The organism is Variovorax sp. AB1(2024) (assembly GCF_037482385.2).
Taxonomy (GTDB): domain Bacteria; phylum Pseudomonadota; class Gammaproteobacteria; order Burkholderiales; family Burkholderiaceae_C; genus Variovorax.
Map to the genome: position 1 here is coordinate 1,070,001 of NZ_JBBHKP020000001.1, position 19,157 is coordinate 1,089,157.

Below are 19,157 nucleotides of genomic sequence, written 5' to 3' on the forward strand. Positions count from 1 at the left end.
CAACGGAGCATGAATGGGTTGCAAAAAATCGGTGGCTGCGACTGTTTATTAAAAACACAGCACTCTGCAAACACGAAAGTGGACGTATAGGGTGTGACGCCTGCCCGGTGCTGGAAGATTAAATGATGGGGTGCAAGCTCTTGATTGAAGTCCCAGTAAACGGCGGCCGTAACTATAACGGTCCTAAGGTAGCGAAATTCCTTGTCGGGTAAGTTCCGACCTGCACGAATGGCGTAACGATGGCCACACTGTCTCCTCCTGAGACTCAGCGAAGTTGAAATGTTTGTGATGATGCAATCTCCCCGCGGAAAGACGGAAAGACCCCATGAACCTTTACTGTAGCTTTGTATTGGACTTTGAACAGATCTGTGTAGGATAGGTGGGAGGCTTTGAAGCAGGGTCGCTAGATCTTGTGGAGCCAACGTTGAAATACCACCCTGGTGTGTTTGAGGTTCTAACCTAGGTCCATTATCTGGATCGGGGACAGTGCATGGTAGGCAGTTTGACTGGGGCGGTCTCCTCCCAAAGCGTAACGGAGGAGTTCGAAGGTACGCTAGTTACGGTCGGACATCGTGACGATAGTGCAATGGCATAAGCGTGCTTAACTGCGAGACTGACAAGTCGAGCAGATGCGAAAGCAGGACATAGTGATCCGGTGGTTCTGTATGGAAGGGCCATCGCTCAACGGATAAAAGGTACTCTGGGGATAACAGGCTGATACCGCCCAAGAGTTCATATCGACGGCGGTGTTTGGCACCTCGATGTCGGCTCATCTCATCCTGGGGCTGTAGCCGGTCCCAAGGGTATGGCTGTTCGCCATTTAAAGAGGTACGTGAGCTGGGTTTAAAACGTCGTGAGACAGTTTGGTCCCTATCTTCCGTGGGCGCTGCAGATTTGAGGAAGCCTGCTCCTAGTACGAGAGGACCGGAGTGGACACACCTCTGGTGTATCGGTTGTCACGCCAGTGGCATTGCCGAGTAGCTAAGTGTGGAAGAGATAACCGCTGAAAGCATCTAAGCGGGAAACTCGTTTCAAGATGAGATCTGCCGGGGCCTTGAGCCCCCTGAAGAGTCGTTCAAGACCAGGACGTTGATAGGTCAGGTGTGGAAGCGCAGTAATGCGTTAAGCTAACTGATACTAATTGCTCGTGCGGCTTGACCCTATAACTTTGATCAAAATACAGATCAAGGTGTTATGCCAAGTTGACGCATTCAAAACAATTCGCCAAAAGCTGATTCCAAACTCTATGAATTCGTCCGGTTGATCTCCCGATCAACCAGACAACCCTTTATGCCTGATGACCATAGCGAGTTGGTACCACTCCTTCCCATCCCGAACAGGACAGTGAAACGACTCAGCGCCGATGATAGTGCGGGTTCCCGTGTGAAAGTAGGTCATCGTCAGGCTCTTACAGCCCAGAAAACCCCAGTCAGTCATGACTGGGGTTTTTTGCTTTATGCGAGCGGCAACCGCAAAATAAGCAGAAACAAAAAAGCCCGATGGACTCGCATCCATCGGGCTTTCTTATTTAAGCGCTGATGCTAATCAGGCCGCCAGGCGCTGCTCGATCGCAGCCTTCGTCTGCGGCAATTCCTTCGGCAGATGATGTTCCAGCTGCTTGAACAGCTCGGAATGCAACTTCAACTCGGCTTCCCAAGCTGCCTTGTCGATGCTGGTCACCGTCGCAAACTGCTCAGCACTGAAGTCCAGTCCCGTCCAGTTCAGATCTTCATAGCGCGGGCTCACGCCGGTGATGTGCTCGACACCGTCCTGCTTGTTGCCTTCGACGCGATCGATCATCCACTTCAGGACGCGCATGTTCTCGCCATAACCGGGCCACACGAACTTGCCGTCCGCACCCTTGCGGAACCAGTTGGTCGTGTAGATCTTGGGCAACTTTGCGCCAGAGGCTTCCAGCTTCTTGCCCAGGTCGAGCCAGTGCTGGAAGTAGTCGCTCATGTTGTAGCCCATGAACGGCAGCATCGCGAAGGGGTCGCGGCGCACGACGCCTTGCTGGCCGGCGGCGGCGGCGGTCGTTTCCGAGCCCATGGTCGCTGCCATGTACACGCCCTCGACCCAGTTGCGGGCCTCGGTGACCAGAGGCACGGTGGTCGAGCGGCGGCCGCCGAAGATGAAGGCGTCGATGGTCACGCCCTTCGGATCGTCCCAGGCCTCGTCGAGCGCGGGATTGTTGGTGGCCGCCACGGTGAAGCGAGCGTTCGGATGAGCGGCCTTGGCGCCGGTTTCCCTGGCGATCTGCGGCGTCCAGTCCTTGCCCTGCCAGTCGATCAGGTGCGCCGGCAGCGCCTTGCCCGGTGCGTCCTGCTCCATGCCTTCCCACCACACGTCGCCGTCGTCCGTCAGCGCGACGTTGGTGAAGATCACGCCGTCGTCCAGGCTGCGCATGCAATTCGGGTTCGTCAGCATGTTGGTGCCGGGGGCAACGCCGAAATAGCCAGCTTCCGGATTGATGGCACGCAGCGAGCCATCGGCTTGCGGCTTGATCCAGGCGATGTCGTCGCCGATGGTCGTGACCTTCCAGCCTTCGAAGCCGGCCGGGGGCACGAGCATCGAGAAATTCGTCTTGCCGCACGCGCTCGGGAACGCGGCCGCCACGTGGTATTTCTTGCCCTCGGGATTGGTCACGCCAAGGATCAGCATGTGTTCGGCCAGCCAGCCCTCGTCGCGGCCCATGTTCGAGGCGATGCGCAGCGCGAAGCACTTCTTGCCCAGAAGTGCGTTGCCGCCGTAGCCGGAGCCGTAGCTCCAGATCTCGCGCGTCTCGGGGTAGTGGACGATGTACTTGGTCTTGTTGCAGGGCCAGGAGACATCCTTCTGGCCAGCTTCAAGCGGTGCGCCGACGGTGTGCACGCAAGGCACGAATTCACCGTCGGTGCCCAGCACGTCGTAAACGGCCTTGCCCATGCGGGTCATGATGCGCATGTTGACCGCCACATAGGGCGAGTCGGACAGCTCGATGCCGATGTGCGCAATGGGCGAGCCCAGCGGCCCCATGCTGAACGGCACGACATACATCGTGCGGCCCTTCATGCAGCCGTCGAACAGCGGTTGAAGAGTCGCGCGCATCTCGGCGGGCGCCATCCAGTTGTTGGTCGGGCCGGCATTCTCTTTCTGCGCGGAGCAGATGTAGGTCCGATCTTCGACGCGCGCCACGTCGCTCGGATCCGAGATCGCGAGGAACGAGTTGGGGCGCTTGACCGGATTGAGCTTCTTGAACGTGCCTGCATCGACCAGCTGCTGGCAGAGGCGGTCGTACTCTTCCTTGCTGCCGTCGCACCAATGGATGGCTTCGGGTTTGCAAAGCGCGGCCATATCGGCCACCCAGGCGATCAGCTTGGCGTTCTTGACGTATGAGGGCGCCTGAATGGTGAGGCCCTTCATCGTGGGTGCGTTCATCGGAAAATCTCCTAAGTTGAAAAATCGTCTTTCCGAACGGGGCGCCGTACCTGCTCAGGCACGGAGGTCCGTTTGAGAAAACGTTTCGCTTCGGGAGACTGCGTCAACGCGGGCCGCACCGCCCGCGGACAAAAGCGGCGATGACTGTCAGCGTCAGGCCATGTACACCGCGATAGACGCCAGCAGCAGCATCAGCACGCCGCCGGCCAGCGGAAGCACCAGCGGCATCAGGTGAACGACCGATTCGACGGCGTCCTTTTCGACGGCAGCGCTGTGGCTGGGCTCGACGGGAGTTGGGTTGGACATCGGGAAGTACCTCGAAGACTCGAATTGACAGACTGAGGGGCATTTTACCGGCGGGTCGCCCTGAACGGCTCTAGGGGCTTCCGAGCCCCCACCGCTGTTCTTGCCGGGCGAGGGTCAATGCTGCTCCTCCGCCTCGAAGCCCGCATCCCTCAGCGCTGTGAGCACGCTTGCCAAGTGCGCGCGTCCACGGGTCTGCAGCACCAGCTCGATGTCGACGTTCTGGGCCGCCAGCATCGTGAATGCGCGCTGGTGATGAACCTCGTCGACGTTAGCGCCCGCTTCTGCCACAGTGGCCGTGATCTGGGCCAGCGAGCCGGGCACGTCGCGCGCGCTCACGCGCACGCGCGCCAGCCGCCCGGCCCGGACCATGCCTCGTTCGATGATGGCTGCGAGCAGCAGCGGATCGATGTTGCCGCCGGACAGCACCAGCCCCACGCGCTTGCCCTTGAAGCGCTCCGGATGCCGGATCAGCGCCGCCAGCCCCGCCGCGCCGGCCCCCTCGACCAGCGTCTTTTCGATCTCCAGCAGCATCAGGACGCCCTGCTCGATGTCGCCCTCGTCCACCAGCAGCAGGTCGTCGACCTTGCTTGCGATGATTTCCCGGGTCAGCACACCCGGCGTGCCGACCGCGATGCCCTCGGCGATCGTGCTCTTGCCCTGCGCATGATGCGTACCCTTGACCGCGTTGACCATGGCCGGAAAACGCGTGGTCTGCACGCCGACGATCTCGATGCCGGGCTTGCGCTCGCGTGCCGCCACCGCCATGCCGGCGATCAGCCCGCCGCCGCCGACGGCCACCACCAGGGTGTCGAGATCGGGCACCGCGTCGAGCATCTCGAGCGCCACGGTGCCTTGGCCCGCGATGATCGCCTCGTCGTCGTAGGGATGGACGAAGGTCAGTCCTTCGCGCGCCGCAAGCTCCAGGGCATGGGCTCGGGCCGCATCGAGGGTGTCGCCGTGAAGAACCACCTCCGCCCCGAAGCCGCGCGTGCGCTCGATCTTCACGCCGGGAGTGAAGCGCGGCATCACGATAAGCGCGCGCAGGCCGAGCCGCTGCGCGTGATAGGCCACACCCTGCGCATGGTTGCCGGCAGACATGGCGATCACTCCCCGTGTACCGTTCTCGGAAAGATCGACCAGCTTGTTGCACGCACCACGTTCCTTGAACGACGATGTGAACTGCAGGTTCTCGAACTTCAGGAACACCTGGGCGCCGACGATCTCCGACAGCGTGCGCGATTCGACGCAGGGCGTATCGAGCACCTGGCCTTGCAGGCGCGCCGCGGCGCGCTGGATTTCTTCGATTCCGACCATGGCGCGCATTGTGGCTGGAATCGCACCATGAGGGTTTTTACCGTTTGCTGGTCTTCCCGAAGCCAAAAGTCTGCGTTATGGTCTCTCCGAGATTTTCCTCGTTGGAGGTTGCCTGATGGCGAAGCGTGCGGGTGTCGATGTGGTGGCTGCTGCGGTGCGCGGGCAGGCATTGCCGTCGCCCGGCCTCAAGGAGGCGCCGGTGCTCGAGCTCATGTGCTCGCACTTCGTGCTGACGCTCGCTGCCAAGCAGGGGCCGCGCTTCAACGTGCGGCGCGACATCAACGGCCTGCTGTCGCTCACTGGCCGGCACCTGGTGTGGCCCGCGGCAGTGCTGCAGCGGCTGCGCGAATTCCTCGGGCGCCGCTGCGCCGGCAACGAGGCATGGAAGGGCGTCGAAGACTTCGACGGCCGCACGCTGCTGGAACGCCACGGCGTGTGGCGCGGCCCGTACGAAGAGGGCACGTTGTTCTTCTACCTTGACGAATACGCCAAGGACCAGCCCAAGGACCTGCTCTCGGTGCTGGCCGTCACGCGCGACTGGCTCACGCATGCACTGCGCAAGCAGTCGACATTGGTCGAGAAGAACATCGACGCGCTCGCGGGCCTGCTCCAGCTCAACAAGGCAGAGCGCGCGCTGCTGCTGTACGGCACGCTCGCGCGCTACCAGCGCGACCTGCGTTCGCTGCTGGTCGAGTTCAAGGTCAACAACGCACCCGAGGCCTATGCCGCCATCGCCGACATCGCGGGCGTGAATGCGAGCGAAGTCGGCGAGGCGCTGCGCGCGGGTTCGCGGCTCGAACGCATCGGCCTCGTCGAGAACCTCATCTCAGAGCACAACATCACCGATCTCGCCGACCTCATGAAGGTCAGCGAGAAGCTGCCGCCGGTGCTCATGCGCGAATACCGCGACCACAACGAGCTGATGGCCGTGTTCACGCGGCCCTCGGCCAAGAGCGCGCTCACGCCGCACGACTTCTCGTTCGTGCAGGAAGACGCGCAGATGCTCGTCACCCTGTTGCGCGCGGCCGTCGCGCGCAAGGAGCCCGGCGTCAACGTGCTGCTCTACGGGCCGCCTGGCACCGGCAAGACCGAGCTGGCCAAGGTCGTCGCGCAAGCGGCGGGGCTGGAGCTCTTCGAAGTCGAATACGCGGACCGCGACGGCAACTCGCTCAGCGGGCGCGACCGCTACCGCTCGCTGCAGATCGCGCAGGTGTTCCTCAAGGGCAGCGCGCAGGCCGCCTTGCTGTTCGACGAGGTCGAGGACGTCTTCCCGCCCATCAGCACGGAGGCTGCGCAGTTCATGGCGCGCGCCGAGCAGATTCCCGCGCCCACCAGCGGCAGCGTCAGCGGCAAGGCCTGGGTCAACCAGATCCTCGAGGCCAACCCCGTGCCCACGCTGTGGGTCACCAACCGCATCGAGCAGATCGATCCGGCCTTCCGCCGCCGCTTTGCCTACCACCTCGAACTCAAGTCGCCGCCGCCCGGCGCGCGCGAGCAGCTCGTGAAGAAGACGCTCGAAGGCGTGGTCGTGTCCGAGGCCTTCACGGCCAAGCTGGCGGAGCGCAAGGGCCTCACGCCCGCGCAGATCCGCACCGCCGTGCGCTTCGCAGGGCTCGCGAAGACCGACGACGCCTCCGTCGAGGCGCTCATCGAACGCCAGCTGCGCAATGCCGACCTCGCACTGGGCACGCTCGACACCGGCCGCGGCGAGCGCCGCAGCGTCACCACCTACGACCTCGACATGCTCAATGTCGAAACGCGCTTCGAGATACCGCGCATCGTCCAGGCGCTGAAGGCGCGCGGCCACGGCACGCTGTGCTTCTACGGCGCGCCCGGCACCGGCAAGACCGCGCTGGCCGAGCACATCGCCAAGGCCCTGGCCCGCCCGCTCATCATCAAGCAGGCCAGCGACCTCATGAGCAAGTACGTCGGCGAGACCGAGCAGAACATGGCCGCCATGTTCCGCGAGGCCGAGAACGAAAAGGCCGTGCTGCTGCTCGACGAGGCCGACAGCTTCCTGCAGGACCGCCGAGGCGCGCAGCGCACCTACGAGGTCACCGAGGTCAACGAGATGCTGCAGGGCATGGAGCGCTTCAACGGCGTTTTCGTCTGCACCACCAACCTGCTCGAGCGGCTCGACCAGGCGGCGCTGCGGCGCTTCACCTTCAAGATCAAGTTCATGCCGCTTACCTCCGCGCAGCGCGAACGCATGTTCGTGACCGAGGCGCTGGCGGGCGATGCCGGGCGCATCACGGGTGCCATGCAGGCGCGGCTCGCGCAATTGACACAGCTGTGCCCAGGGGATTTCGCGGCCGTGAAACGGCAGACCGATATTCTCGCGACCGAGTTCTCGGCGGACGAATTCCTCGACCAGCTCGAGGCCGAGCACCGCATCAAGCCCGAAGTGCGCGAGTCACGCGGCATGGGCTTCCTGCAGTAGCCGCGGACGGCAGATAGAAGAACCGGGTTCGAAACCCGCAGGAGCGCTTGGAAGGCGAGCCTTCTCCCTCCAAGCGGAACACCCGTCCGCCGGCGCGGACACGAGGAGGAGGAGCAGCAGATGGAATTTCGCAAGGTCGACGTGCGGCGCTCGCCGCGGTCAGGGGCGTGGGCGGCATGTGCGGCGCTTGCAGCGGCTTGCCTCGTGGCGGCCTGCGGCGGGGGAGGCGGAGGAGGTGGTGGCGGCGGCGGCTTGCCGATCGGTCTCGTGCCCGCTGCCACGCCCCCCGTCACCACGCCGCCCGCCAGCAACAGCACGGGCATCGTGCCATCGTCATCGGTCGCCGGCCTCTGCGCCGCGCCGCGCACCGGCACCAATCCGGAGACCGGCCGGGCCTATCCCGACAGCGCCGGCTCCCTGGACAACGAGAAGAGCTGGGTGCGCGCCTGGATCGACGAGACCTACCTCTGGTACAGCGAGGTGCCGGCCACGCTCAAGGCTTCCGACTACGCCACGCCCGTCGCATGGTTCAACGTGCTCAAGACGCCGCTCACCACGTCGTCGGGCAGGCCCAAGGACCGCTTCCACTTCGTGTACGACACCGAGGCATACCGCCAGCTCTCGCAGGCCGGCGTGTCGGTCAGCTACGGCGCGGAGTTCGTTTCCATCGCCACCAGCCCGCCGCGCGAACTGCGCGTGGTCCTCGTCGAGCCCGGCTCGCCTGCCGACCTCGCCGGGCTCAAGCGCGGCGCCAGGCTGCTGAGCGTGGACGGCGTCGATTTCGTCAATGCGACCGGAGCCGCCAACGCCGCCACGATCAACAACGCGCTCTCGCCGAAGACGGTGGGCGAGTCGCACAGCTTCACGTTCAAGCTGGGCAGCGATCCTGCCACTTCCTTTTCCCTGGCGGCGGCCAACGTCACGAGCACGCCCGTGCAGAACGTCACGGTCCTCGACGTGGGTGGCGGCACCAAGGTGGGCTACCTGCTGTTCAACGACCACATCACGACTTCCGAGCAGAAGCTCATCGATGCGGTGAACACCTTCAAGTCCAGCCCCGGCGGCATCCAGGACCTCGTGCTCGACATGCGCTACAACGGCGGCGGCCAGCTCGCCATTGCCAGCCGGCTGGCCTACATGATCGCCGCGCCGTCGGCCACGGCGGGCAAGACCTTCGAGCTGCTGACCTTCAACGACAAGAACCCGTTCCGCCTCTCGGTGGCGCAGAGCCTGATGCCGTTCTACAGCACCAGCCGCACCGGCGCGGCGCTGCCTTCGCTCGGCCTGCCGCGTGTGACCGTGCTGACCAGCCCCGACACCTGCTCGGCCAGCGAGTCGGTCATCAACAGCCTGCGCGGCGTGGGTGTGACGGTCAACCTCGTCGGCGGCACCACCTGCGGCAAGCCCTACGGCTTCTACCCGCAGGACAACTGCGGCACCACCTACTTCGCGATCCAGGTCAAGGGCGTGAACCAGCAGGGCTTCGGCGACTACGGCGACGGCTTCGCGCCCAACTGCGCCGTGGCCGACGACTACGACCACCAGCTCGGCGACCCGAACGAAGCTCGGCTGGCCGCGGCCCTCGCGCTGCGCAGCGGAGCCTCCTGCCCCGTGCCGATGGCCAAGGCCATGGCGCGCGGCCTGGAGAAGGCCGAGCCGGCCGAAGCCGAGACGCCTTTCCTGATCGACCAGTCGCCGCTGCGCCGCAACCGCCTGCTCGACTTCGCCCCCAGCCCGGGCTGACCCTTCGATCCCGCCTCGCGGAAAACCCTGAGCCGGAGCGCTTGCCACGCTGCCGGCTTGCGCCCTAAAGTTTGGCAAACGTTTGCGCAAACCTTTGCGAAACGTTTGTATTTCAGATTTTCTCGACTGAAAACCAAACGCTTAGGAGAAGCAGATGCGCAAATGGATCGGGACGATGTTCATCGTCGTCATCGCGGTGCTGGCTGGTTGCGGTGGCGGCGGCGGGGGAGGCGGAGGCATCGGCCTCGGCCCGGGCTTCGGCGGCACGCCCGCGGCCACCGCGCAGAAGATCATCATCGACAGCGACTACAACACCATGAGCGACGACGGGCAGCTCGGCGTCATGGCCGCGCAGCTGCAGGCGCAAGGCAAGGTGCAGGTCATGGGCATCAGCGTGGTTTCGGGCAACCAGTGGCTCAGGCAGGGGGTGGCCGATGCGCTGAAGTCGGTCGAGCGGCTCGGCGTGGGCGACCGCATCGGCGTCTACGTGGGAGCCAACTACGCGCTCAACCACACCTATGCCGACGTGCAGGCCGAGCTGGCCGCGGGTGCCGGCGGCGACGGCTACCTGGGCGCCTGGGGCGGACCGGAGCCCAGGACCGACGTCGACCTCAAGCCCTCGCCCGACGGCTTTGCCACCCACACCGTGGCGCAGCGCAAGGGCGCGGTCGATTTCATCGTCGACACGGTGAAGGCCAACCCCGGCGAGATCACCATCCTGGCCATCGGCCCGCTCACCAACATCGCGCTCGCGGTCAAGCAGAACCCCGAGATCGTGCCGCTCATCAAGCAGATCATCTACATGGGCGGCGCCATCGACGTGCCGGGCAACACCACCAAGGCGGCGGAATTCAACTGGTGGTTCGACCCCGACGCCGCGCAGTTCGTGGTGCGCCTGCCGATCCCGCAGGTGGTGGTGCCGCTGGACGTGACCGACACCGTGTTCCTCACCAAGCCCATCTACGACCGCATCGCGCACCCGGCCAAGCCTACGGCCGTGACCGACGTGTTCCAGAAGCTCAACGGCTATGGCTTCGACGGCAAGAACGGCTTCGAGACCAACCCGAACTACACCCAGAACATCTGGGACACCCTCACGCTGGCCTACCTGATCGACCCGAGCTACGCCACCCAGACCGTCGACCGCTACGTCGACGTGATCGCCAGGCCCGGCGCGCCCGACAACGGGCGCTCCATCGGCTATTCCTCGCAGCCCTCCGGCCCCACCCTGCAGAAGATGACGGTGGTGAAGAAGTTCGACAACGCGCGCTTCTTCGAGCTCTATGTCGACCTGCTGACGCGGCCGGTACCCATCACTCTGCCGGCTGCGAACTGAACGGTTCCATAAGCCACGCTTATCCAAACACAACCGGGAGATACCTTCCAGGCAGGCGCCGTCCTTCGGATACTCGCCCACGTCCGCAACCTCGCGGACGCACAACGATTCCGCCAGAGACAACGCCGTGCCCTCCGCCGCCATCACCGCCGTCGACAGCCATGCCCATGTGTTCGTGCGCGGCCTGCCCCTGGCGGCGACGCGCCGGCATGCGCCCGACTACGACGCCACGCTGGATGAATATCTCGGGCTTCTCGATGGGCACGGCGTCTCGCACGGCGTGCTGGTGCAGCCCAGCTTTCTCGGCACCGACAACCGCTTCCTGATCGACGCGCTGCGCGCCTGCCCACAGCGCCTGCGCGGCGTTGCCGTGGTCGACCCCGGGGTGGATGACGCCACGCTGCAGGCGATGGCCGTCGCCGGTGTCTGCGGCATCCGCCTCAACCTCGTGGGCATGCCGCTGCCCGATTTCTCGCAGCCCGGCTGGCGGCAGCTCTTCGCCCGCGTGCGCGCATTGGACTGGCATGTGGAGCTGCACCGCGAATCGCGCGACCTTCCGCTGGCCGCGCAAGCCGTGCTCGACGCCGGCTGCGCGCTGGTGGTGGACCACTTCGGCCGGCCCGCATCGGCGCCTGCATCTTCCGACGAAGGCTTTGCCTGGCTGCTCGATGCCGCGGCCTGCGGGCGCGTCTGGGTGAAGCTCTCGGCCGCCTACCGCAACTGGCCCGTGGCCTCCGAAGCCGCCGCCGCGCGCGACGCCGCCCAGGCGCTGCTGAAGGCCTTCGGCCCCGATCGCCTGGTGTGGGGCAGCGACTGGCCGCACACCCAGCACCGCGAGATTGCCGACTATGCCGCCGCCCATGCGGCGCTGGCCGACTGGGTGCCCGACGCCGCCGCGCGGCGCCGCATCCTGGTCGAGACGCCCGCCAGGTTGTTCAAGTTCAAGACAGGAGACATCGACAAATGACCAACGAAATTCCGCGCGCGCGACTGCTGCGCGCCATTCCCCTCGCCCTCGCGGGCGCGGCCCTGCTGCTGAGCGGTTTCTGCGCCCATGCCGAGACATGGCCTTCCAAGCCGGTGCGGCTGGTCGTCAGCTATCCGCCGGGCGGCACGGTCGACGCGGTGGCGCGCATCGTCGCGCCCAAGCTGTCGGTGAAGCTGGGCCAGCCGGTGGTGATCGACAACCGCGGCGGCGCCGGTGGCGCCATCGGCGGCGACCTCGTCGCCAAGAGCGCGCCCGACGGCTACACCGTGCTGCTCGACGCCTCCAACCACGCGCAGAACCCGGCGCTGCGCAAGATGCCCTTCGACACCCTGCGCGAACTGGCGCCGGTGTCGCTGCTGGTGAGGGTGCCCAACGTGCTGGTGGTGAATCCGTCGGCGCCGATCAAGAGCGTGGCCGACCTGATCGCGCAGGCCAGGGCGAAGCCGGGCGCCATCAACTACGCCTCGTCGGGCAACGGCTCGGCGCAGCACCTGGCGGGCGAGCTGTTCACCTCGATGGCCGGCGTGCAGATGACGCACGTGGCCTACAAGGGCGGCGGTCCCGCGCTCACCGACGTGATGTCGGGGCATGTGCCGGTGTTCTTCGCCAGCCTGGCTTCGAGCCTGCCCTTCATCAAGGACGGCAAGCTGCGCCCGCTGGCCGTGACCGGCAAGGCGCGCGCGCCGGCCCTGCCGCAGCTGCCCACCGTGGCGGAGGCCGGCCTGCCCGGCTACGAGGTCTACGAATGGAACGCGGTGTTCGTGCCGGCCGGCACGCCCGCGCCTGTGGCCGAACGGCTCTCGAAGGAGTTCGCGGCCACGCTCAAGGACCCCGAGGTGCGCGGCCGGCTCGAAGCGCTGGGTGCCGAGGTGATCGGCTCCAGCCCCGCCGAACTCGACGGCTTCCGCCGCGCCGAGATCGCCAAGTGGACCAAGCTCGCGAAGGACAACAGGATCCAGATGGATTGACGTCAGCCGCGCAGCATCGCCGCGAACGCATCGGCAAAGGTCGGGCGCGAGCGCGCCAGCCACAGCGCCGACAGTTCGAAGGGCGGCAAGCCCGCGCCATCGCGCACCTCGGCATAGCGCACGCCCTCGTGCCGCAGCGCGCGCACCGAGCGCGGCAGCAGCGACCAGCCCAGGCCCGCCGCCACGCATGACAGCACCGTCAGCGTGCGGTTGGCGTCCTGCACCACCAGCGTCTCGTGGCCGGCGCGGCGCAGCGCGCCCAGCAGCTGCGCGCGCAGGGCGGGGATCTGCTGCTCCGGGAACCACACCAGCCCGTGCCGCGCGATGTCGGCGAGCGACACGCAGCCGTCCGCCTCCAGCGGCCATGCGGCCGGCAGCGCGGCGATCAGCGACTCCTCGCCCAGTCGCAGCTCGTGCACCCGGGCCGACACCGACACCGGCGGATGCAGCAGCGCGATGTCGATGCGCCCGCCCTCCAGCGCCGCCACCTGCTCGGCATTGCTCATCTCGCGCAGCACCACGTCGAGCTGCGGATGCCCGGCGCGCAGCCGGCGCAGCGCGTTCGGCAGCACCTCGTAGACGGCGTGCGTCACGAAGCCGATCGTGAGCCGGCCCGCGCGCCCGGCGCCCATTGCGCGGGCGCGCTCGGCGGCCGTGTCGCCGTAGGCCAGGCTGGCGCGCATGTCGTCGATGACGGCCAGGCCCGCATCGGTCAGCGCGGCGCCGCGGCGCGAGCGCGTGAACAGCCGCGTGCCGAGTTCCTGCTCCAGCCGGTTCAGCGTCTGCGTGAGTGCCGGCTGTGCCAGGCCCAGCCGCTCGGCGGCCTTGGTGAGACTGCCGGCCTCGGCAATCGCGACGACGCAGCGCATCTGCCGGGTGTCCAAGGCCGCGCTCTCTTTTTTCGTCAGAAGGCTTCGCAGACCCGCAGCACTTCGGACCCGTAGGCCTCGAGCTTCTTGGTGCCGATCCCGCTGATGCCCTGCAGGTCTTCGAGCGTCGCCGGCGCGCGCTCGGCAATGGCCGCCAGCGTGGCGTCGTGGAAGATCACGTAGGCCGGCAGGTTGTGTTCCTTCGCCACCTCGGCACGCCAGGCCTTGAGCGCCTCGAAGCGCTTCTTGCCGGTGTCGTCGAGCTTGGCGGCGGCCGGCGAGGGCGCGCCCTTGACGGTCTTCTCGCGCCGGGACTTGCGCTCCGCCGGCGACGACACCGATTCGCGCAGCGTCACCTGCGCCTCGCCCTTGAGAACGGCGCGCGAGCCTTCGGTGAGCTTCAGCGTGTTGAACGCTTCCGCGTCCACCGCCAGCGCGCCGGTGGCGATCAGCTGGCGCAGCACGCCGCGCAACTGCACCTCGCTGAACTCCGCGCCGATGCCGAAGGTGCTGACCCGCTCGTGCCCGAACTGCTTGACCTTCTCGGTGGCCTTGCCGCGCAGGATGTCCATGATGTGCCCCGCGCCGAAGCTGATGCCGCTCAGCTGCTGCACGCGGTAGATGGTGCTCAGCAGCTTGCGCGCGGCATCGGTGCCGTCCCACACCTGCGGCGGGTTCAGGCAGTTGTCGCAGTTGCCGCAGGGCGTGCTCTTCTCGCCGAAGTAGCCCAGCAGGCGCACGCGGCGGCAGTCGCTGGCCTCGGCCAGCGAGAGCAGCGCGTCGAGCTTGCCGCGCATCACCTGCTTGAACTCTTCGCCGGCGGGGCTCTCGTCGATCATGCGGCGCTGGTTCACCACGTCCTGCAGGCCGTAGGCCATCCAGGCGTCGGCCGGGCCGCCGTCGCGGCCGGCGCGGCCGGTTTCCTGGTAGTAGCCCTCGATGTTCTTCGGCATGTCGAGGTGCCCGACGAAGCGCACGTCGGGCTTGTCGATGCCCATGCCGAAGGCGATGGTCGCGACCATCACGATGCCTTCCTCGCGCAGGAAGCGGTCCTGGTGCTTCTGGCGCACCGCCGCGTCCAGGCCCGCGTGATAGGGCAGGGCGTTGATGCCTGCGTCGCGCAGCGTCACCGCCACGTCTTCCACCCGCTTGCGCGACTGGCAATAGACCACGCCGGCGTCGCCTTCGTGCTCGCGCTCGATGAAGCGCAGCAGCTGCGTGGTGGCGTCTTTCTTCTCGACGATGGTGTAGCGGATGTTCGGCCGGTCGAAGCTGGAGACGAACTGGCGCGCCTCTTCCAGCTGCAGCCGCTCGACGATGTCGGCCCGCGTGAGCGCGTCGGCCGTGGCCGTGAGCGCGATGCGCGGCACGCCCGCATAGCGCTCGTGCAGCACGGTGAGCGCGCGGTACTCGGGGCGGAAGTCGTGGCCCCACTGGCTCACGCAATGCGCCTCGTCGATGGCGAAGAGCGACAGCTTGCCGCGCTCCTTGAGCGAATCGAGCTGCGACAGGAAGCGCGGCGTGTTCACCCGCTCGGGTGCCGCGTACAGCAGCGTGATCTCGCCGCGCAGCATGCGGCGCTCCACGTCCTGCGTTTCTTCCCAGTCGAGCGTGGAATTGAGAAAGGCCGCGCTCACGCCGGCCTCGTGCAGCGCGCCCACCTGGTCGTGCATCAGCGCGATCAGCGGCGACACCACGATCGCCACGCCTTGCCCCGCGCGCTGCCTGGCGATGGCGGGAATCTGGTAGCACAGCGACTTGCCGCCGCCGGTGGGCATCAGCACCAGCGCGTCGCCGCCGCCCACCACGTGGTCGACGATGTCCTGCTGGGCCCCCCGGAACTGCGAATAGCCGAAGACCTCGTGGAGGATGTCGGCGGGAGCGCTGCTGCCGGAGGCGTCGATGGGGCGGGGAGCGAGAGAGGACACAGGCGGGGGAGTGAGGGGCGGAAAGTGGCTGAGGGGCGCGGGCCGTCGATTGTCCCCCAGTGGCACCCGAGTGGCCGTGGCACGAGGTTTGCAATGGTCGCCCCCGTCCCGCGCTCTTTCTTGTCTAGACAGCAAATCGGTGCATTTCCCAAGGAAATGCACCAAAAATGACCTTCCGGGTTATCCTGTATATACAAGTTGGGGCGCTTGGCAACAATGCGAGGCGCGCGCAGCCCGGTCATCCGGCCCGCCGCCGAGCCTTTTTCCAAAGAACAGACCCAGGAGTACCCATGGTCAAGAAGACGGTAGTTGTGAAAGTCGCTTCGCTGCTGGCAGCAGGTGCATGTGCAGCGGGCATGGCCGGAACGGCCGCCGCCCAGGAAACGAAGATTGCGCTCGGCATGTCGGGCTGGACCGGCTTCGCGCCGCTCTCGCTGGCCGACAAGGCCGGCATCTTCAAGAAGAACGGGCTCGACGTCGAACTCAAGATGATCCCGCAGAAGGACCGCCACCTGGCGCTGGCCTCCGGCGCCATCCAGTGCGCGGCCACCACGGTGGAGACGCACGTGGCCTGGAACGCCAACGGCGTGCCCATCGTGCAGATCTTCCAGATGGACAAGTCCTACGGCGCCGACGGCCTCGCGGTGCGCGGCGACGTCAGCAAGTTCTCCGACCTCAAGGGCAAGACCATCGGCGTGGACGCGCCCGGCACCGCGCCCTACTTCGGCCTGGCCTGGATGCTCAGCAAGAACGGCATGACGCTGAAGGACGTGAAGACCACCACGCTGTCGCCGCAGGCTTCGGCCCAGGCCTTCGTGGCCGGCCAGAACGACGCCGCCATGACCTACGAGCCGTACCTCTCGACCGTGCGCGCCAACCCCGCCGCCGGCAAGATCCTGGCCACCACGCTCGACTACCCGATGGTGATGGACACCGTCGGCTGCGCGCCCACCTGGCTCAAGGCCAATGCCAAGGCCGCCGCCGCGCTCACCAAGTCGTACTTCGACGCGCTGGACATGATCAAGGCAGAGCCCGAGAAGTCGAACGAACTCATGGGCTCCGCCGTGAAGCAGAGCGGCGAGCAATTCGCCAAGTCGTCGGCCTTCCTGCGCTGGCAGGACAAGGCGGCCAACCAGAAGTTCTTTGCGGGCGAGCTCACCAGCTTCATGAAGGAGGCCACGCCCATCCTTCTGGAAGCCGGCGTGATCCGCAAGGCGCCTGAAGATCTTTCCGTGACCTTCGATGCAAGCTTCGTCAAGTAAGGCCATGCCGCAGATGGCGCAGGCGCCGTCCGCCGCCGTGCCGGTGCCCGCGCGCCGCCGCGCGCTCGCGCCGCTCGAACCCATCGGCACGCGTGCGCGCGTGCTGCTGGGGCTCGCGTTCTTCGTCGTCTTCGTGCTGGTGTGGGCCGTGGCCACGCTCGGCGGCTTCGTGCCGCCGACCTTCCTGGCGAGCCCGCCGACCATGGTCAAGGAAGGCTGGCTGCTCTTCACCGAGTACGGCTTCATCGGCGACATCGGCATGAGCGTGTGGCGCGTGTTCGGCGGCTTCCTGCTGGCGGCCGTGTTCGCGGTGCCGCTGGGCATTGCCATGGGCACATGGAAAACGGTGGAAGCCTTCTTCGAGCCCTTCGTCTCGTTCTGCCGCTACCTGCCGGCCTCGGCCTTCATTCCGCTGCTCATCCTGTGGGCGGGCCTGGGCGAAATGCAGAAGCTGCTGGTGATCTTCATCGGCTCGTTCTTCCAGATCGTGCTGATGGTGGCGGTCACCGTGGGTGGCGCGCGGCGCGACCTCGTCGAAGCGGCCTACACGCTGGGCGCCAACAGCCGAGGCATCGTGGCGCGCGTGCTCATTCCGGGCGCCGCGCCGGGCATCGCGGAAACGCTGCGCCTGGTGCTGGGCTGGGCGTGGACCTACGTGATCGTGGCGGAGCTGATCGGCTCCTCGTCGGGCATCGGCCACATGATCACCGACAGCCAGGCGCTGCTGAACACCGGCCAGATCATCTTCGGGATCATCGTGATCGGCGTCATCGGCCTGTTGTCCGACTTCGCCTTCAAGGCATTGAACCGCCGTCTGTTCGCATGGGCCGCACTGTGAAGAACCAACTTTTCATCCAGGGCGTCTCGCGCGTCTTCACCGGCAGCAAGGGCCAGCGCACGCAGGCGCTGCAGCCTATCGACTTCGAGGTGAAGGAGAACGACTTCGTCACCATCCTCGGCCCCTCGGGCTGCGGCAAGTCGACGCTGCTGCGCATTGTGGCGGGGCTCGACTTCCCGACCACCGGCCAGGTGCTGCTCGACGGCCAGCGCATCGAAGGCCCTGGCGCCGATCGCGGCGTGGTGTTCCAGAGCTACACGCTGTTCCCGTGGCTCACGGTGGCGCAGAACATCCGCTTCGGCCTGCGCGAGCGCGGCATGAGCGAGGCCGAGCAGAAGGAGCGCAGCGAGTTCTTCATCGCCAAGGTCGGGCTGCGCGGCTTCGAGCACCATTTTCCGAAGCAGCTTTCGGGCGGCATGCAGCAGCGCACGGCGATTGCGCGCGCGCTGGCCAACGACCCCAAGATGCTGCTGCTCGACGAGCCTTTCGGCGCGCTCGACAACCAGACGCGCGTGCTGATGCAGGAGTTGCTGCTGGGCATCTGGGAGTCGGCGCAGAAGACGGTGCTGTTCGTCACGCACGACATCGACGAAGCCATCTTCATGGCCAACCGCGTGGCGGTGTTCAGCGCGCGGCCGGGGCGCATCAAGACGGAGATCGCGGTCGACTTTCCGCATCCGCGCAGCTACACGATCAAGACGTCGCCGGAGTTCATGGAAATCAAGGCGCGGCTGACGGAAGAGATCCGCGCCGAGTCGATGGCTGCGGCGGAGCATTGATGATCGCTTGCGCTTCTGTTCTTCGTGTTGTGCATGAGGTGCGCCGTTCGGGGTGCGCTCACGCCGACGGGGTACCTTGCTCCGCGAATGTCCCCCGCCCTTCGGGCTCCTCCTTTATTTCGCTGCGCAAGGCACCCCATCGTCGTGATCGTTCAGAGCCGTCGTTGATCGGCCGGCAACAGAGCCGCGCCCTGTGCACACGCCCCGAACAGCAGCCGAAAGCGCAAAGATGAAGCGCGACCTCCCAACCCTCGCGCTCTACGCGCAAGTCAAGGATCACATCTCCCGCAAGATCCAGGACGGCACCTGGCCGCCCGGCCACCGCCTGCCTTCGGAGCATGAGCTGGTCGCGCAGTTCGGCATGGCGCGCATGACGGTGAACCGCGCGCTGCGCGAGCTGGTGGAGCAGGGCCGCATCGTGCGCGTGGCCGGCGTCGGCAGCTTCGTGGCCGAGAACAAGCCGCAGTCCACGCTGCTGCAGATCGCCAACATCGCCAGCGAAATCCGCCAGCGCGGGCACGACTACCGCTGCGAAATGATCGAGGTCGAACGCATCGCCGCCTCTCCGGACGTGGCCGCATGGCTCGACCTGCGCGCGGGGGACTCGGTGTTCCACAGCGCCTGCCTGCACCTGGAGAACGAAACGCCGGTGCAGCTCGAAGAGCGCTACGTCAATCCGCAGGTCGTGCCCGACTACCTCGAGCAGGACTTCAGCGCCATCCCGCCCAGCGAGTACCTGGTGCGCAACGTGCCCTTCGACCAGATCGAACACGTCGTCGACGCCGTGCTGCCCAACCTGGAGCAGGCGCAGCGGCTCGCGATGGCGCCCACCGACCCCTGCCTGCTGCTGACGCGCCGCACCTGGATACGCAACACCCCCGTGACCTGGGTGCGCTGCCTGCATCCCGCCTCGCGCTACAGCCTGGGCAGCCGCTTCAAGGCCGACGGCAACCCGAGCTTCGGCTAGTT

At 66.2% G+C, this 19,157-nt stretch carries 14 protein-coding genes and 2 rRNA genes (1 of these 16 only partly in view); 11 read left to right on the forward strand and 5 right to left on the reverse strand.

Annotated elements, in window-relative coordinates; translation table 11 throughout:
* Both WIX39_RS05215 and rrf read left to right on the forward strand, forming a co-directional pair.
* Window positions 1-1,162: ribosomal RNA gene (locus WIX39_RS05215) — 23S ribosomal RNA — on the forward strand (it extends 1,709 nt beyond the left edge of the window).
* Window positions 1,163-1,293: 131 nt separating this feature from the next.
* A 5S ribosomal RNA gene (gene rrf, locus WIX39_RS05220) occupies window positions 1,294-1,406 on the forward strand.
* Between the two features lie 139 nt (window positions 1,407-1,545).
* Here rrf and WIX39_RS05225 read toward each other — a convergent pair.
* The 3 genes from WIX39_RS05225 to WIX39_RS05235 all read right to left on the reverse strand — a co-directional run bounded on the left by WIX39_RS05225 (window position 1,546) and on the right by WIX39_RS05235 (window position 5,037).
* Entirely contained in the window at window positions 1,546-3,417 is a 1,872-nt protein-coding gene (locus WIX39_RS05225) for a phosphoenolpyruvate carboxykinase (GTP) (protein ID WP_409194607.1), read from the reverse strand.
* A gap of 153 nt (window positions 3,418-3,570) precedes the next feature.
* Complete coding sequence (locus WIX39_RS05230) at window positions 3,571-3,723, reverse strand: hypothetical protein (protein WP_172839973.1); 153 nt, start codon at window positions 3,721-3,723, stop codon at window positions 3,571-3,573.
* Window positions 3,724-3,837: 114 nt separating this feature from the next.
* Window positions 3,838-5,037, reverse strand: coding sequence for a threonine ammonia-lyase (locus WIX39_RS05235; protein WP_199851866.1), 1,200 nt, complete (start codon window positions 5,035-5,037; stop codon window positions 3,838-3,840).
* Between the two features lie 115 nt (window positions 5,038-5,152).
* On the opposite strand from WIX39_RS05235, the gene WIX39_RS05240 reads away from it, so the two are divergent.
* The 5 genes from WIX39_RS05240 (at window position 5,153) to WIX39_RS05260 (ending at window position 12,512) form a co-directional block, all read left to right on the forward strand.
* The gene (locus WIX39_RS05240) at window positions 5,153-7,477 is read left to right on the forward strand and encodes an ATP-binding protein (protein ID WP_081271423.1); all 2,325 of its coding nucleotides are present in this window, start codon (window positions 5,153-5,155) and stop codon (window positions 7,475-7,477) included.
* Window positions 7,478-7,597: 120 nt separating this feature from the next.
* Window positions 7,598-9,220: a S41 family peptidase gene (locus tag WIX39_RS05245; protein WP_409194608.1), complete on the forward strand. Its 1,623-nt coding sequence runs from the start codon at window positions 7,598-7,600 to the stop codon at window positions 9,218-9,220.
* A 154-nt stretch (window positions 9,221-9,374) separates the two neighbouring features.
* On the forward strand, window positions 9,375-10,556 hold the full coding sequence (locus WIX39_RS05250) for a nucleoside hydrolase (protein ID WP_409194609.1): 1,182 nt from the start codon (window positions 9,375-9,377) through the stop codon (window positions 10,554-10,556).
* Between the two features lie 127 nt (window positions 10,557-10,683).
* Window positions 10,684-11,523 carry an amidohydrolase family protein gene (locus WIX39_RS05255; RefSeq protein ID WP_409194610.1) on the forward strand — a complete coding sequence of 280 codons (840 nt, stop codon included), beginning with the start codon at window positions 10,684-10,686 and terminating at the stop codon, window positions 11,521-11,523.
* Complete coding sequence (locus WIX39_RS05260; RefSeq protein WP_106936166.1) at window positions 11,520-12,512, forward strand: tripartite tricarboxylate transporter substrate binding protein; 993 nt, start codon at window positions 11,520-11,522, stop codon at window positions 12,510-12,512. The genes WIX39_RS05255 and WIX39_RS05260 overlap by 4 nt, the downstream gene beginning before the upstream one ends.
* A gap of 2 nt (window positions 12,513-12,514) precedes the next feature.
* Here WIX39_RS05260 and WIX39_RS05265 read toward each other — a convergent pair whose 3' ends face one another.
* Window positions 12,515-13,396 carry a LysR family transcriptional regulator gene (locus WIX39_RS05265; protein WP_409194611.1) on the reverse strand — a complete coding sequence of 294 codons (882 nt, stop codon included), beginning with the start codon at window positions 13,394-13,396 and terminating at the stop codon, window positions 12,515-12,517.
* Between the two features lie 20 nt (window positions 13,397-13,416).
* Window positions 13,417-15,309 (reverse strand): DNA helicase RecQ, encoded by a 1,893-nt coding sequence (gene recQ, locus WIX39_RS05270; RefSeq protein ID WP_081271418.1) that lies wholly within the window; start codon window positions 15,307-15,309, stop codon window positions 13,417-13,419.
* 290 nt (window positions 15,310-15,599) lie between these two features.
* Here recQ and WIX39_RS05275 point away from each other — a divergent pair, with 290 nt between their 5' ends.
* From WIX39_RS05275 to hutC, 4 genes are all read left to right on the forward strand, one after another.
* A complete protein-coding gene (locus tag WIX39_RS05275) occupies window positions 15,600-16,571 on the forward strand; it encodes an ABC transporter substrate-binding protein (protein WP_081271417.1) in 972 nt (323 codons plus the stop codon).
* On the forward strand, window positions 16,552-17,409 hold the full coding sequence (locus WIX39_RS05280) for an ABC transporter permease (RefSeq protein ID WP_409194612.1): 858 nt from the start codon (window positions 16,552-16,554) through the stop codon (window positions 17,407-17,409). Before WIX39_RS05275 ends, WIX39_RS05280 begins: the two co-directional genes overlap by 20 nt.
* The gene (locus WIX39_RS05285) at window positions 17,394-18,188 is read left to right on the forward strand and encodes an ABC transporter ATP-binding protein (RefSeq protein WP_106936165.1); all 795 of its coding nucleotides are present in this window, start codon (window positions 17,394-17,396) and stop codon (window positions 18,186-18,188) included. Before WIX39_RS05280 ends, WIX39_RS05285 begins: the two co-directional genes overlap by 16 nt.
* A 229-nt stretch (window positions 18,189-18,417) precedes the next feature.
* On the forward strand, window positions 18,418-19,155 hold the full coding sequence (hutC, locus tag WIX39_RS05290; RefSeq protein WP_106936164.1) for a histidine utilization repressor: 738 nt from the start codon (window positions 18,418-18,420) through the stop codon (window positions 19,153-19,155).
* The last annotated feature ends 2 nt before the right edge of the window (window positions 19,156-19,157 follow it).

What these genes read in the sequence shown, in the direction of transcription:
- WIX39_RS05245 (WP_409194608.1), top strand. Translation starts at nt 7,598, where the DNA reads ATGGAATTTCGCAAGGTCGACGTGCGGCGCTCGCCGCGGTCAGGGGCG.
- WIX39_RS05230 (WP_172839973.1), bottom strand. Translation starts at nt 3,723, where the DNA reads ATGTCCAACCCAACTCCCGTCGAGCCCAGCCACAGCGCTGCCGTCGAA.
- hutC (WP_106936164.1), top strand. Translation starts at nt 18,418, where the DNA reads ATGAAGCGCGACCTCCCAACCCTCGCGCTCTACGCGCAAGTCAAGGAT.
- WIX39_RS05225 (WP_409194607.1), bottom strand. Translation starts at nt 3,417, where the DNA reads ATGAACGCACCCACGATGAAGGGCCTCACCATTCAGGCGCCCTCATAC.
- WIX39_RS05250 (WP_409194609.1), top strand. Translation starts at nt 9,375, where the DNA reads ATGCGCAAATGGATCGGGACGATGTTCATCGTCGTCATCGCGGTGCTG.
- WIX39_RS05285 (WP_106936165.1), top strand. Translation starts at nt 17,394, where the DNA reads ATGGGCCGCACTGTGAAGAACCAACTTTTCATCCAGGGCGTCTCGCGC.
- WIX39_RS05275 (WP_081271417.1), top strand. Translation starts at nt 15,600, where the DNA reads ATGGTCAAGAAGACGGTAGTTGTGAAAGTCGCTTCGCTGCTGGCAGCA.
- WIX39_RS05280 (WP_409194612.1), top strand. Translation starts at nt 16,552, where the DNA reads ATGCAAGCTTCGTCAAGTAAGGCCATGCCGCAGATGGCGCAGGCGCCG.
- WIX39_RS05260 (WP_106936166.1), top strand. Translation starts at nt 11,520, where the DNA reads ATGACCAACGAAATTCCGCGCGCGCGACTGCTGCGCGCCATTCCCCTC.
- WIX39_RS05235 (WP_199851866.1), bottom strand. Translation starts at nt 5,037, where the DNA reads ATGGTCGGAATCGAAGAAATCCAGCGCGCCGCGGCGCGCCTGCAAGGC.
- WIX39_RS05240 (WP_081271423.1), top strand. Translation starts at nt 5,153, where the DNA reads ATGGCGAAGCGTGCGGGTGTCGATGTGGTGGCTGCTGCGGTGCGCGGG.